The sequence below is a fragment of the Variovorax boronicumulans NBRC 103145 genome, assembly GCF_001591345.1.
GTDB lineage: Bacteria > Pseudomonadota > Gammaproteobacteria > Burkholderiales > Burkholderiaceae_C > Variovorax > Variovorax boronicumulans.
Map to the genome: position 1 here is coordinate 21,871 of NZ_BCUS01000004.1, position 12,991 is coordinate 34,861.

The following is a 12,991-nucleotide window of genomic DNA, read 5'->3' on the forward strand; positions in this document are numbered from 1 at the left end:
CGCCGCCATGGCGCCGTTCAACACCGCCTACCGGCAGACGCTGCTCGCCGGGCGCCTCACCCTGGGCCTGATGACGCCGCTGGCGCGCCCGCCCGGCGCGATGGCCGACCCCGCGATCGAACTGCATCTGGCCCGGCTGGCCGACACGCTCGGCTTTGCCGCGCTGTGGACGCGCGACGTGCCCGTGATGCTGCCGCAGGGCGAAGAGACTGCGGTGCTCGACGAGCCCTTCATCTGGCTCACCGCGCTGGCCGCCGCCACGCAGCGCATCGCGCTCGGCACCGCCGCCGCCGTGCTGCCGCTGCGCCATCCGCTGCACGTGGCCAAGGCCGCGCTCTCGCTCAACCGCCTGTCGAACGACCGCTTCATCCTCGGCCTGGGCTCGGGTGACCGCGAGGCCGAGTTCGCCATCTTCCAGCAGGACATCGCGCTGCGCGGCGACGTCTTCCGCGAACGCTGGAACCTCGTGCGCTCGGCGCTCTCGCCCGATGCGCAGGAGCGCACCGCGCTGCACGAAGCCACCGGCGGCCACGACCTCATGGCGGCGCCCGCCGCGCGCATCGGCATGCTGGTGGTCGGCTCGGCGCGCCAGTCGCTGCAATGGACCGCCTCCCACGCCGACGGCTGGGCCACCTACCACCGCGACGAGGCGCGCCAGCAGGGCCGCATCGGCCTGTGGCAGACCGCGCTGCGCGAACGCGCGGGCGGCGAGGCCAAGCCCTTCGTTCAGTCGTTGCAGCTCGACCTGCTGGACGATGCCGACGCGCCCGCCGAGCCCATCGAACTCGGTCTGCGCGCCGGACGCCATGCGCTCATCGACTACCTCGACCGCATGGAAGACGCCGGCGTCGCCCACGTGCTGCTGAACCTCGCGCGCAGCAGCCGGCGGCCCGCGCAGGACGTGGTCGACGAGCTCGGCCACGAGGTGCTGCCGCGCCTGCAAGGCCATGCGCGCACGCCGCCAGCCTGACCCGTGCAGAATCCGGCGCTCGCCGTTGTCGACCTCCTTCCAAGGACTTTCCCCATGACCGATCTCTCGCACTTCCCCATCACGAAGAAATGGCCCGCGCAGCACCCTGAGCGCCTGCAGCTGTACTCGCTGCCCACGCCCAACGGCGTGAAGGTGTCGATCCTGCTGGAGGAAACCGGCCTGCCCTACGAGCCGCACCTCGTGAGCTTCGAGACCCAGGACCAGATGTCGCCGGAGTTCCTGTCGCTCAACCCGAACAACAAGATCCCCGCCATCCTCGACCCCAACGGCCCGGGCGGCCAGCCGCTGGCGCTGTTCGAATCGGGCGCGATCCTGCTGTACCTTGCCGAGAAGACCGGCCAGTTCATCCCCAAGGATGCGGCGGCCCGCTACGAGACCATCCAGTGGGTGATGTTCCAGATGGGCGGCATCGGCCCGATGTTCGGCCAGCTCGGCTTCTTCAACAAGTTCGCCGGCAAGGACTACGAAGACAAGCGCCCGCGCGACCGCTACGTGGCCGAGTCGAAGCGCCTGCTCGGCGTGCTCGACAAGCACCTCGCCGACCGCGCATGGATCATGGGCGACAGCTACACCATCGCCGACATCGCCACCTTCCCGTGGGTGCGCAACCTGATCGGCTTCTACGAGGCCGGCGACCTCGTGGGCTTCAGCGAGTTCAAGAACGTCGCGCGCGTGCTCGAGGCCTTCGTGGCGCGGCCGGCGGTGGTGAAGGGCCTGGGCATTCCGAAGCGGGGCTGAGGCCCCGACAGCAGGCCCTAGTTCGCGCTCAAGTCCATGAGCATCCGCGACAGCAGATAAAGCCGCGGCACCACGCTCTCGACCTCGGCGTATTCCTCCGGCGTGTGGATGCCGCCGCCCACGATGCCGAAGCCGTCGAGCACCGGCACGCCGACACCGGCCACGAGGCTGGCGTCCGCGGCGCCGCCGCTGCTCTCGATGGTGAGCTTCTTGCCGATCTCGCCGTAGATGCCCTCGGCCATGCGCACGAGCTTGTCCGATGCGGGCGAGCGCGGCATCGGCGGCAGGCCGCGCACGAGGCGCACGCGCACCTCTGTCTCGGGGATGAGCTTGTTCTGCGCGATCCGCGTGAGGTCCTTCTCGACGCGGTCGAGCTCCTCGGGCGTGGCGGCGCGCACGTCGCCCTTGGCGCTGGCCGACGCAGGGATCACGTTGGTCGGTCCGTTGGCCGTGAGCACCGTGAAGTTGACCGTGGTCTTCTTCGCCGCATCGGCCACCTTCGACAGTTGCAGCACCTGGTGCGCGACTTCCATGGCCGCGTTGCGGCCCGCCTCGGGCGCAACGCCCGCGTGCGACGCGAGCCCCTTCACCTCGATGAGCGCCGTGGCTGAGCCCTTGCGCTCGACCACGAGGCCGTCGGCCGGGCGGCCTGGCTCCAGGTTCAGCGCCACGTCGTGCTGCTTGGCCACGCGCTCGATGAGCGCGCTGGTGCCGACCGAGCCCGTCTCTTCGTTGGTGTCGATCAGGAAGGTGATCTGGCCGTAGTCCTTGAAACCGATCTTCTGCAGGATCTTCAGCGCCTGCAGGCCGGCCACGACGCCGCCCTTGTTGTCCATCACGCCGGGGCCGTAGGCGCGCCCGTCCTTGATGTAGAAGGGCTTGGCTGCGGCCGTGCCGTCCTTGAACACGGTGTCGATGTGGGCCAGGATGAGGATCTTCTTCTTGCCCTGGCCGGTCAGCGTCGCGACCAGGTTGGTGCCCGGGTGCGGCTCGGCGGGAAAGCTCTCGATGCGCGCGTCGAGCTTGCGCAGTTCGTCCGCCACCATCTCGCGCACCTTGGCCAGGCCCTCGGTGTTGGTCGAGCCGGAGTCGATGTTGACCATGCGCTCCAGCAGCTGCAGCGTCTCGTCCTTTTGCTGCGTGGCGGCGTCGAGCACGCCCTGGTGCGGCTTCTGGGCCATGGCGTTGACGGCGAGCAAGGCACTGGCCAGCACGGCGCCTTGGCAGGCGGCGCGCGTCCATGAACGCGGGGTGGAGCGAAGGTGCATGAGGAAGCCTGTTCTTTCTGTTGTGGAGGTTCGTTCGAAGCGAACCCCACACTAGCACCCGCTTCGCGAACGGGTCAAGCCGCGAGGCTCGGCGCCGGCGCCTCGGTGGCCTGCGCGATGCGCCCGGCCTTCATGTGGACGATGCGGTCGGCCACATGAAAGTAGCGGTCGTCGTGCGAGATGACCACCAGCGAGTGCCCCTTGGCGCGCAGCTCGGGCAGCAGCTCGGTGTAGAACAGGTGGCGGAAGGCCGGGTCCTGGTCGGCGGCCCATTCGTCGAACACCAGCACCGGCCGGCCTTCGAGGTACGCGTGCACCAGCGCCAGCCGCTTGCGCTGGCCGGTCGAGAGGTCGGTGGTGCTGAAGGCGCCGTTCTTCACCGACACCTTGTGCGCGATCTCCAGCCGTTGCAGGTAGGGCAAGGCGGTTTCGGGCAGCGCCTGGTGGCCGCCCTCTTCGCCGGCCACGAGGTCTTCGAACAGGTAGAAGTCGGAGAACACGGTGGTGAAGAGCTGGCGGTAGTCGTCGCGCGTCTGCGGCGTCACGGGCTGGCCGTCGAGCAGCAGCTCGCCATCGACCGGCGCGTACAGGCCCAGCAGCAGCTTGATGAGCGTGGTCTTGCCCGAGCCGTTGTCGCCGACGATGAAGACGATCTCGCGGCGGCCGATGCGCAAATCCACCGGGCCGAGCACGAAGGGCTCCGCGCCCTCCACCGCCGGGAACGCATAGCGCGCGCCGCGCAGCTCGATGGCGTCGTGCAGCACCGGCGTGGCGGGCGGCGCGTGCAGGTCCAGGTGCGGCTCGGGCGTGGCGAAGCGGGCCGACAGGTCACCGATGCGCTCGAAGGCCACCTTCGCGCGCCCCAGGTGCGGCAGCGCCGCCACCACCTGGTCGAGCGGCCCCTTCAAAAACAGCAGCACCAGCACGAAGCCGCTGAGCACGACCGGCGCGGTGTCGCGGAATGCGGCCCAGCCGAGGATGAGTGCAATCAGCAGAAAGAACAGCGCCGAGCCGAAGGACGAGGCCAGCACGAAGATGTTGATGGCGCGGCGGTTGATGTCGTGGATGCGCTCGACCGTGTGCGCCACCTGCTGCTCGTACACCTTGGCGCGGCGCGCGCGGTGCATGCGCAGCTCCTTCGCGCCTTCGCTGATGCCGCGGTAGGCCTTGTGCAGCGCCTCTTCCTGCTCGCGCGCCTTGAAGAAACCCGAGATGCCGCGCGCATGCGCCAGGCTCTGCACGGTGATGCCCACGAGCAGCGCCGCCAGCAGCAGGCCGAACAGCGGCGGCGAAAGCCACGCCAGGTAACCCAGGCAACCAAGGGAAACGGCCAGCGCGATCATGGTCGAGGCCAGCATGAAGGCCACGTCGCTGATCATGTCGACGTCCTGCGTGAGCACGGGCATCAGGCGGTGCATGCGGTAACGCTCGAGCGCATCGATCGGCGCGGCGAGGATCTTCAGCGCCAGGCTCTTGCGCACTTGCGCCACGAGCCGCTGGCCGACCACGTTGTTCGACATGTCGGAGGTGGCGCGGCCGACCAGCGCCACCACGCACAGGCCGATGAAGGTCAACAGCAGCCCGCCGGCCAGGCCGCCGGGGCGATGCAGCACCTCGTTGATGGTCGCCAGCAGCGCGACGGTCGCGATGCCCGCGCCGATGCCGGTCACGGTCGACAGCGCGATCCACGGGAAGTAGGGCCGCAACAGCCGGACGAGTTCGGACGCGGGGGCGCTGGCGGGTGTGAGGTTCATGCGGCGGACGGTTCGTTGCAAAGGGAGACGGGCTCCCTGCAATGACGTTCGGCGCGCCTGCTTGTTTAGCAGGAAGACGCGGCGCCTATTGCAGCAGCGGCTGCGCGCCCGCCTCGCGCGCGGCCTCCACCACCGAGGCGCCGGCCAGCGCCCACAGCGTCAGGGCCTCGTCGAGCGCGCGCACGTGGCCCGGGTCCTGGCCGAGCCAGGCCACGAGCTGTTCGGCGCGCTCGGGCGACGGTGCGTCGTGCAGCTCGCGAAAAAGCCGCCAGGCCATGCTGAAGGCCGGATCGGAGGGACGGTGTCTCGGGAAGCTCATGGGGATTCGCACGCCTGCACTGCTGTCGATGAGTGAGTAGACGCTCCGTGGGGCAGGCTGTTTAGGCGCGGGGCCTGCGCGGACTAAATTTCCGGCTCGCCGGCGCGTCTTCTGCTGCATGCCTGTGCGTCTTCTTCTTCACGCCACCTTCGGCCTCGCCCCGTGATCCCGCTGCTCGCGCCGATCTTCCAGGGCGAGTGGGCGCCCTACGGCGAAACGCTGGCCTGCGCCCCGCACCCACCGCCCGACGCCGTGCGCGTGGCCGACCTGCTGGCCGATCCGCCGCGCCTGCTGGCGCTGCTGCGCCTGAAGGCGCGCACGCTGAACATGCCGGAGCGCGACCTGCGCGCGGTCGCGTCCGCCTGGAGCATGAACTACCTGCACGCGCTGCTGCCGCCCGTGGCCGCCGCGGCGAGCCTGCTGCAGCACGGCTTTCCGATCGGGCCCGAGCAGGTCTGGGTCAGCCTCGACGACGCAGACGGCGACCCGGAGTGCTTCCACATCGTCGAGCTCGGCATGCCGCGCCCCGGCACCGATACGGCCGCGCGCTACGACGTGCTGCTGTGGACGCACCTGGCGCCCCTGTTCGCGCGGCTGACGCAGCTCACGCGGCTGGCGCCCAAGATCCTCTGGGGCAACGCCGTGCGCTACCTCGAGCCGGTGCTGGAAGAAGGCCTGCGCATGAGCGGCCAGGCGCCCGCCGTGGCCGCCGACCTCGAGCACCTGCTGCACCGCCCGACCTGGCCGCAACCGTGCGGCCAGGCGCGCGACAACCCGATGTTCATGCCCGCGCGCCGCGGCGTGCGCGTGGCCGACCGCAGCGCGCCGCCGGTCACGCTGCACCGCCAGTGCTGCCTCTACTACCTCGTGCCACGGCTGGGCTACTGCGGCGCGTGTCCGCTCTCGCCCGAGTTCGAGCGGGAGCGCTGTGCAAGCACCGCCGACTAAACATCCGGCCGCAGCCCGCGTCTTCCTTCTGCATCCCACACATCGACCACACCCCGGAGGTTTTGCTTGACCGCCCACGACACTGCATGGCGCTTTCACGCGCATCCCGAAGGCCGGGTGCTGGACGTCCGGCTGGAAGGCACCGTGCTCAAGGTCACGCCGCACGACGGCGACCGCCACGGCAGCACCTGGGCCCTGCGCGCGCAGCCCGGCACGCCGCGTCTCGAATGGCTGGGCGCCTGCGCGGGCGAGCCTGACGAAGCGCACCTGCTGGCGGCGATCGAGGCGGCCTTCCAGCGCCACCCGGCCGCGCGGCAGCTCGCGCTGCAATCACCGCTGCCGACCGGCACGCGGCTGGTGGACGCGGGCATCGTCACGCCGGCCGAGGGCGCGCTGCCCACGGTCGCGCGCGAAGCCTTCTGGCAATGGCCGCGCGCCTGGCTGCCGCAGCCGCGCGAGCCCTTCGCGCAGCGCTTCATCGTCACGCAGGGCAAGCGCCATCCGCTGCGCCCCGCCAAGCCGCAAGGCACCGTGTACCGCCGGCACATCCCGTGGCTGGGTAAGACGCTCACGCTCGACACGGTCGACATCGAACGCGACCTGCCCGCCTTCCATCGCTGGATGAACGATCCCGTGGTCGCCCATTTCTGGGAAGAGGAAGGCGACCTCGCGCGCCACCGCCAGTACCTGGAAGGCATCGCGGCCGACCCGCGCGTGACCGGCCTCGTCGGCCGCTTCGACGGCGAGCCCTTCGGCTACTTCGAGGCCTACTGGGCCAGGGAAGACCGCATCGCGCCCTTCTACGACGCGGCCGACCACGACCGCGGCTGGCATGCGCTGGTGGGCGAGGCGCGCTTTCGCGGCAAGCCCTTTCTCACGGCCTGGATGCCGTCGGTGTCGCACTACCTCTTCCTGGACGACCCGCGCACGCAGCGCCTGGTGATCGAGCCGCGCGCCGACAACGAAAAAATGATCCGGAGCCTGGGCCGCTGCGGCTACGCCCATGTGAAGGAGTTCGACTTTCCGCACAAGCGCGCCCTGCTGGGCGTGCTGTGGCGCGAGCGTTTCTTCGGCGAGGCGCTGTGGATTCCGCGCGCCGACCCCACCGCCGCTTCGCCGGCCCCGGTTCGTCGACACGAGCCATCCCTGGAGGACATCCATGCAAATCCATGACCTGATCGGCGTCGGCTTCGGCCCGTCCAACATCGCACTGGCCATCGCGCTCGACGAGAAACGCCAGAAGGGCCACTTCGTCGACGCGCTGTTCATCGAGAAGCAGCCTGGCTTCGTCTGGCACCGCAACATGCTGCTGGACAACGCGCACATGCAGATCTCGTTCCTGAAGGACCTGGCCACGCTGCGCAATCCGTCCAGCCGCTTCACCTTCCTGAACTACCTGCACGAAAAGCAGCGCCTGCAGGACTTCATCAACCTCAAGACCTTCTTCCCGAGCCGCCACGAGTTCAACGACTACCTGGGCTGGGCCGCGGCGCAGTTCGAAGACCGCTGCGCCTACGGCGAGGCCGTGTTCGAGGTGGTGCCCGAGATGAAGGGCAACGAGGTCTCGCTGCTGCGCGTGCGCTCGCGCGACGCCAACGGCGCGGTGCGCGAGCGCCTGGCGCGCAACCTGGTGGTGAGCGTGGGCGGCGTGGCCAACATCCCGGCGCGCTTCCAGCCGCTGCGCGACGACGGCCGCGTGTTCCATTCGAGCACCTACCTGGAGGCCATTGCCCGCCACCCCGGCGCCGACCGCATCGCCATCGTGGGCGCGGGCCAGAGCGCGGCCGAGATCTTCATGGACCTGCAGTCGCACCCGGCCAAGCCGCAGGTCGACCTGATCATGCGTGCGCGCTCCATCAAGCCTTCGGACGACAGCCCGTTCGTGAACGAGATCTTCAACACCGACTTCACCGACTTCGTGTTCAACCGCTCGGTGAACGAGCGCGCCGAGCTGCTCGAGGAGTTCTGGCACACCAACTACGCCGCGCCCGACCTGGAGCTGATCCAGCAGATCTTCAACGTGTTCTACCGCCAGCGCGTGGCCGGCTCGACGCGCCACAGCTTCCTGCGGCGGCACGAGGTGTCGGCCGTGCGCGCCGCGCAGGACGGCATCCACCTGTCGCTGCACGACCTGAACACCGGCGCGCGCCACGACAAGGCCTACGACGCCGTGGTGCTCGCCACCGGCTACGCCCGCGACGCGCACCGCACGCTGCTGGCACCGCTGGCGCCCTACCTGGGCGATTTCTCGGTCGACCGCGACTACCGCGTGCAGGGCACGCCGGCGCTGCGCCCGGGCATCTTCCTGCAGGGCGCCTGCGAGACCAGCCACGGCCTGAGCGACACGCTGCTGTCGGTCACCGCCATCCGCTCCGACGAGATCGGCCAGGCGCTGCTGAACGCCACGCCGCGGCACACGACGCAGGCCCCGCAGATGCCATCCGCGGAGCGCCCCGCCCACGCCGCGCCCGTGGTTTAGCCACGGAAACGCAAGGCTTCGGTGCTACACTCAATAAGAATAGTTCTTATTCACCCCGTCCCCGGGGTCACCGAAGCCAGCGCCCTCGCCTCCTTGTTCACCGGCGCGCACCAGCCATCGGCCCTGGGGTCCTTTGTCGATGCTTGCGAGAAGGCGACCGGATGCGCGACCTCGTCCAGGAACTTGTGTCTCACTACGCGGACTTGCGCCGGCAGCTCACGCGCGACCTGCGCGACCCGCACCATGCGGCCGACATCGCGCAGTCCAGCTTCGAGCGGGTGTACACGCACACCCTCGGCCTGCGTGACGGCGCCGCCATCGAGTCGCCGCGCGCCCTGCTGTTCCGCGTGGCGCGCAACCTGTGCATCGACGAAGCCCGCCACCGCAAGGTGGCGCAGGAGTGGGCCGTCTCGCATGCCGTCGTGGGCACGCACCTCACGGCCCCCTCGTCCGAATACGTCGTGGCGCAGCACCGTGTGCTGCGCCACGTGGTGGAAACCATGGAACAGCTGCCGCCGCGCCGGCGCGAGGTATTCCTGCTGTTCCGCGCCTACGGCCACTCGCGCGCCGAGATCGCGCAGCGCCTGGGCATCACCGAGATGGCGGTCGCCAAGCACCTGCTGCGCGCCACCATCGACTGCTCGCGCGTGTTCGCCGAGCTGCGCCATGAACTGATCGAGCCGCAGGCGGTGAACAGCCACGCCGGTTTCGACACCGCACTGGCCGAAGACTTTTCATGAGCCGTGCGGCCACAGCGGTCGTTCCGCATGAACGGCTGATCGAACGCGCGCTCGCGCTCATCGTCGAGGACGAGATCGCGCCGCCGAGCCCGGCCGCCAACAGCGCCCGGCTCGCGCTCGACCAGTGGCGCACCCGCTCGCCCGAACACGCCGCCGCCGTGCGCGAGGCGCGCGAGCGCTGGAACGCCCTGGGCGGCATGGCCGACGACCTGCGCGCGCACTTCGACGAGCCCGTGCCCGCACCGGCCCCACGCAACCCCTCGCGCCGCAAGATGCTGCTGTCGGTCGCCGGGCTGCTCGGCGCCGGCGTGGTCGCGGGGCGCGGCGTGCAGTGGTACTGGCAGCAGCCCGTGTTCCAGGCCGCGTATCGCACGCCCAACGCGCGGATGCTCAAGGTCACGCTGGCCGATGCCGCCGATGCCTCGGCCGGCAGCCGCCTCGACCTGGCGCCCCAGAGCGCCGTCGACGTCACGCTCTACCGCCGCCGCCGGATGATCGACATGGCGCGCGGCGAGGTCCGCTTCGACGTCGCCCCCGACGCCGAGCGTCCCTTCGTGGTGCGCACGCGCGAGGCGATCATCGAAGTGGTCGGCACCGCCTTCACCGTGCGCGACCGCGGCGGCCCGATCACCGTGGGCGTCGAGCACGGCCATGTGCGCGTGCAGGTGCTGCGCCACGCCGGCACCGAACGCAGCGGCGAAGTGGTCGACCTGCGCGCCGGCGACATGCTCGAGGTGCGCGACGGCCACGCCGACCCGGTGCGCCAGGCCGACACCGCCGCCCTCTCGGCCTGGCGCGACGGCTGGCTGGTGTTCGACAACACGCCGCTGGGCGACGCGCTGGCCGCGGTCAACAGCTACCGCAGCGCGCCCATCGTCGGCGCCGACGCCCGCATCGACGCGATGCGGCTCTCGGGGCGCTTTCGCACCAACGACTCGGCCGGCCTGCTCGACGCGCTGCCGGCCATCCTGCCGCTGGTGGCGGTGGCCCGGCCCGACGGCAGCGTGCGCCTGCAGGCGCGCTGACCCGGGCGTGCCCGCCGGCGCGCCGCTCCCTTTTCCCGCTCGTTTTCGGCCCGCATCGACGCGACGGCCGATGGCGTGTCACGGGCCTGTCTCTCTTTTTCGAGTTCAAACGTCTTACATCCAGAAGCACCCCGCATCCGATCGACGGCTGCGGCGCGCCCCCGTTTCATGCCGCACCGATTTATTTGTCTGGAGCCTTCACCCATGCGTTTCTCGCCTCGCCACCGACTCCTGAGCGCCGCGCTTGCCGCCGCCTTCGGAACCGCCCTTGCCAGCTGGAGCGGCCTCGCCGCCGCCCAGGGCACCGACCAGGCCGCCGCGCCAGCGCGCGACATCAACGTCCCCGCCCAGCCGCTGGGCGCCGCGCTCAACGAGCTGTCGCGCCAGACCGGCGTGCAGGTGCTCGCCGCCGGTGACGTGGTCTCGGGTCTGGCCGCACCGGCCGTGTCGGGCCGCCTGAGCTTCCAGCAGGCGCTCGACCGCCTGCTGGCCGGCAGCGGCCTCGTGGCGGTGCGCAACGGCCCCACGCGCGTCACCATCCAGCGCCAGAGCGCGGCCAGTGCTTCCACGCTGCCCGCCGTGACCGTGGCCGCGCAGGCTGCCACCGACGGCACCACCGAAGGCACGGGCTCGTACACCACGCGCGCCGCCGCCGGTGCCACGCGCATGGACCTGTCGCTGCGCGAAACGCCGCAGTCGGTCAGCGTCATCGGCCGCCAGCAGATCGACGACCAGAACCTCGTCACCCTCGAAGACGTGCTGCGCCAGACGCCCGGCATCGTGGCCGACCGCAACGACGAACGCGTGACCTTCTCCTCGCGCGGCTTCGCCCTGAGCACCATGATCGACGGCGTGCCCACGCTGGGCTTCAACAGCGTGGCCGGCGAGTCGAGCATGATCAGCACCGCCTTCTACGACCGCGTCGAGGTGATCCGCGGCGCGGCCGGCCTGCTCAACGGCGTGGGCTCGCCCGGCGGCGCCATCAACCTCGTGCGCAAGCGCCCGACCTCCGAGTTCGCAGGACACATCTCGGGCGGCATCGGCAGCTGGAGCCGCTACAACGCCGAGATCGACGTCGGCGGCCCCCTCAACGCCGACGGCACCGTGCGCGGCCGCTTCATGGCCTCGCGCACCGACGGCAAGAGCTTCATCGAGAACAAGAAGCGCAGCGAAGACGCGCTGTACGGCATTCTCGAAGTCGACCTCGCGGCGGGCTCGCGCCTGTCGGTGGGCTTCGAGCACCAGAAGACCGCCATCGACGGCGCCAACTACGGCCAGAGCCCGCTGTTCTTCAGCAACGGCCAGCGCACGAACCTGCCGCGCTCGTTCAACTCCAGCGCGCCGTGGAGCTACTGGGACATGTACAGCGACAAGCTGTTCGCCAACCTCGACCAGCGCCTGGGCGCGGGCTGGCAGCTGAAGGTGGACGCCAGCTACCTCAAGAGCAAGCGCGAACGCGCCTCGGGTGACCTGAGCATCTACCGCGCGATCAACGCGCGCACCGGCGCCTCCACCATCGACATCCGCGAGAACCCCGCCGAAGGCGCCAACAAGGCCCTCGACGTGCACCTGAAGGGCCCGTTCGAGGCCTTCGGCCAGACGCACGAGGCCGTGGTGGGCATGAGCTACAACACCTACGACGCCACGGTTTACACGCGCGGCGCCGTGCCGCGCATGATCGACCGCCGGCCGCTGAACTTCTACCAGCTGCAGAGCTTCCCCGAGCCGACCTCCTTCTCGTACCCGCTGTACACGGCGCCGCTGAACACCACCGAGAAAGCCATCTACGCTTCGACCCGCCTGAAGCTGGCCGAGCCGCTGTCGCTCATCGTCGGCGCGCGCGGCACCTGGTACAAGTCCGATGCGTCCACGCTCGACTGGACCACCTGGCGGCGCACCGGCGTGAGTTCGATGCGCGAGAACGGCGTGGTCACGCCCTACCTGGGCGTGGTGTTCGACGTGAGCAAGGAGCTCTCGCTGTACGGCAGCTACACCGACATCTTCCAGCCCAACACGGTGCGCGACCGCAACAACGCGCTCATCGCGCCGCAGCGCGGCAAGAACATCGAGCTGGGCCTGAAGGGCGAGCACTTCGGCGGCAAGCTCAACACCAGCGCCGCGATCTTCAAGACGCGCGAGACCAACCTGGCCGTGATCGACACCGGCGCCGGCTCGCTGCTGCCCGACGGCGGCATTCCGTACCGCGCGGTGCAGGGCGCCAAGAGCAAGGGCTTCGAGCTCACCGCCGCCGGCGAAGTGCTGCCGGGCCTGCAGATGCTCGCGGGCTACACCTACCACGCCAAGCGCGATGCCGACGGCGTGCTGCTGAACCCGCAGTACCCGCGCCGCCTGCTGCGCGTGGCCACCAGCTACCGCCTGCCGGGCGAGTGGAGCAAGCTCACCGTCGGCGGCAGCGTGAGCTACCAGAGCGGCATCTACTACGACGAGTTCAACGAACTCGGCCGCGCCTCGCAAGGCGGCCTGACGCTGTTCGGCCTGATGGCGCGCTACGACATCAACAACCGCCTGAGCGCCTCGCTGCACATCGAGAACCTCGGCGACAAGCGCTATTACAACGGCCTGGGCGCCTACAACGGCTACACGCAGGGCAACCCGCGCAACGCCTGGCTGAAGCTCAGCTACAAGCTCTGACACGCACCAACGAATTGACTTAGGGCGGCACCGGCAGAAGGTGCCCTTGACGCACGACCCGGCTTCCGGGTCGTGCG

General features: G+C 70.0%; 11 protein-coding genes. 8 read left to right on the forward strand and 3 right to left on the reverse strand.

Annotation, left to right across the window (positions count from 1 at the left end):
• Nucleotides 1-7: 7 nt before the first annotated feature.
• Nucleotides 8-970 (forward strand): TIGR03571 family LLM class oxidoreductase, encoded by a 963-nt coding sequence (locus VBO01S_RS02190; RefSeq protein ID WP_062469840.1) that lies wholly within the window; start codon nt 8-10, stop codon nt 968-970.
• A gap of 54 nt (nt 971-1,024) precedes the next feature.
• Nucleotides 1,025-1,729 carry a glutathione S-transferase N-terminal domain-containing protein gene (locus VBO01S_RS02195; protein ID WP_062469843.1) on the forward strand — a complete coding sequence of 235 codons (705 nt, stop codon included), beginning with the start codon at nt 1,025-1,027 and terminating at the stop codon, nt 1,727-1,729.
• 17 nt (nt 1,730-1,746) lie between these two features.
• Here VBO01S_RS02195 and VBO01S_RS02200 read toward each other — a convergent pair whose 3' ends face one another.
• From VBO01S_RS02200 to VBO01S_RS02210, 3 genes are all read right to left on the reverse strand, one after another.
• Nucleotides 1,747-2,997 (reverse strand): glutamate carboxypeptidase, encoded by a 1,251-nt coding sequence (locus tag VBO01S_RS02200; protein ID WP_062469846.1) that lies wholly within the window; start codon nt 2,995-2,997, stop codon nt 1,747-1,749.
• A gap of 74 nt (nt 2,998-3,071) precedes the next feature.
• Nucleotides 3,072-4,751 carry a cyclic peptide export ABC transporter gene (locus VBO01S_RS02205; RefSeq protein WP_062469857.1) on the reverse strand — a complete coding sequence of 560 codons (1,680 nt, stop codon included), beginning with the start codon at nt 4,749-4,751 and terminating at the stop codon, nt 3,072-3,074.
• 85 nt (nt 4,752-4,836) lie between these two features.
• Nucleotides 4,837-5,070, reverse strand: a complete 234-nt coding sequence (locus VBO01S_RS02210; protein ID WP_062469860.1) for a hypothetical protein — start codon at nt 5,068-5,070, stop codon at nt 4,837-4,839.
• Nucleotides 5,071-5,232: 162 nt separating this feature from the next.
• On the opposite strand from VBO01S_RS02210, the gene fhuF reads away from it, so the two are divergent.
• The 6 genes from fhuF (at nt 5,233) to VBO01S_RS02240 (ending at nt 12,914) form a co-directional block, all read left to right on the forward strand.
• Nucleotides 5,233-6,018: a siderophore-iron reductase FhuF gene (gene fhuF, locus VBO01S_RS02215; RefSeq protein WP_062469862.1), complete on the forward strand. Its 786-nt coding sequence runs from the start codon at nt 5,233-5,235 to the stop codon at nt 6,016-6,018.
• 66 nt (nt 6,019-6,084) lie between these two features.
• Complete coding sequence (locus VBO01S_RS02220) at nt 6,085-7,191, forward strand: GNAT family N-acetyltransferase (protein WP_062469865.1); 1,107 nt, start codon at nt 6,085-6,087, stop codon at nt 7,189-7,191.
• Nucleotides 7,178-8,497, forward strand: a complete 1,320-nt coding sequence (locus tag VBO01S_RS02225) for a lysine N(6)-hydroxylase/L-ornithine N(5)-oxygenase family protein (RefSeq protein ID WP_062469867.1) — start codon at nt 7,178-7,180, stop codon at nt 8,495-8,497. Before VBO01S_RS02220 ends, VBO01S_RS02225 begins: the two co-directional genes overlap by 14 nt.
• 161 nt (nt 8,498-8,658) lie before the next feature.
• Entirely contained in the window at nt 8,659-9,237 is a 579-nt protein-coding gene (locus VBO01S_RS02230) for an RNA polymerase sigma factor (RefSeq protein WP_062469870.1), read from the forward strand.
• Nucleotides 9,234-10,262, forward strand: a complete 1,029-nt coding sequence (locus tag VBO01S_RS02235) for a FecR family protein (protein ID WP_062469873.1) — start codon at nt 9,234-9,236, stop codon at nt 10,260-10,262. The genes VBO01S_RS02230 and VBO01S_RS02235 overlap by 4 nt, the downstream gene beginning before the upstream one ends.
• Nucleotides 10,263-10,466: 204 nt before the next feature.
• Complete coding sequence (locus VBO01S_RS02240; protein WP_062469876.1) at nt 10,467-12,914, forward strand: TonB-dependent siderophore receptor; 2,448 nt, start codon at nt 10,467-10,469, stop codon at nt 12,912-12,914.
• Nucleotides 12,915-12,991: the final 77 nt, after the last annotated feature.

Excerpts from the sequence above, each read along its gene's own strand:
- VBO01S_RS02190 (WP_062469840.1), top strand. The coding sequence starts at position 8 with ATGGCGCCGTTCAACACCGCCTACCGGCAGACGCTGCTCGCCGGGCGC.
- VBO01S_RS02195 (WP_062469843.1), top strand. The coding sequence starts at position 1,025 with ATGACCGATCTCTCGCACTTCCCCATCACGAAGAAATGGCCCGCGCAG.
- VBO01S_RS02200 (WP_062469846.1), bottom strand. The coding sequence starts at position 2,997 with ATGCACCTTCGCTCCACCCCGCGTTCATGGACGCGCGCCGCCTGCCAA.
- VBO01S_RS02205 (WP_062469857.1), bottom strand. The coding sequence starts at position 4,751 with ATGAACCTCACACCCGCCAGCGCCCCCGCGTCCGAACTCGTCCGGCTG.
- VBO01S_RS02210 (WP_062469860.1), bottom strand. The coding sequence starts at position 5,070 with ATGAGCTTCCCGAGACACCGTCCCTCCGATCCGGCCTTCAGCATGGCC.
- VBO01S_RS02225 (WP_062469867.1), top strand. The coding sequence starts at position 7,178 with ATGCAAATCCATGACCTGATCGGCGTCGGCTTCGGCCCGTCCAACATC.
- VBO01S_RS02230 (WP_062469870.1), top strand. The coding sequence starts at position 8,659 with ATGCGCGACCTCGTCCAGGAACTTGTGTCTCACTACGCGGACTTGCGC.
- VBO01S_RS02235 (WP_062469873.1), top strand. The coding sequence starts at position 9,234 with ATGAGCCGTGCGGCCACAGCGGTCGTTCCGCATGAACGGCTGATCGAA.
- VBO01S_RS02240 (WP_062469876.1), top strand. The coding sequence starts at position 10,467 with ATGCGTTTCTCGCCTCGCCACCGACTCCTGAGCGCCGCGCTTGCCGCC.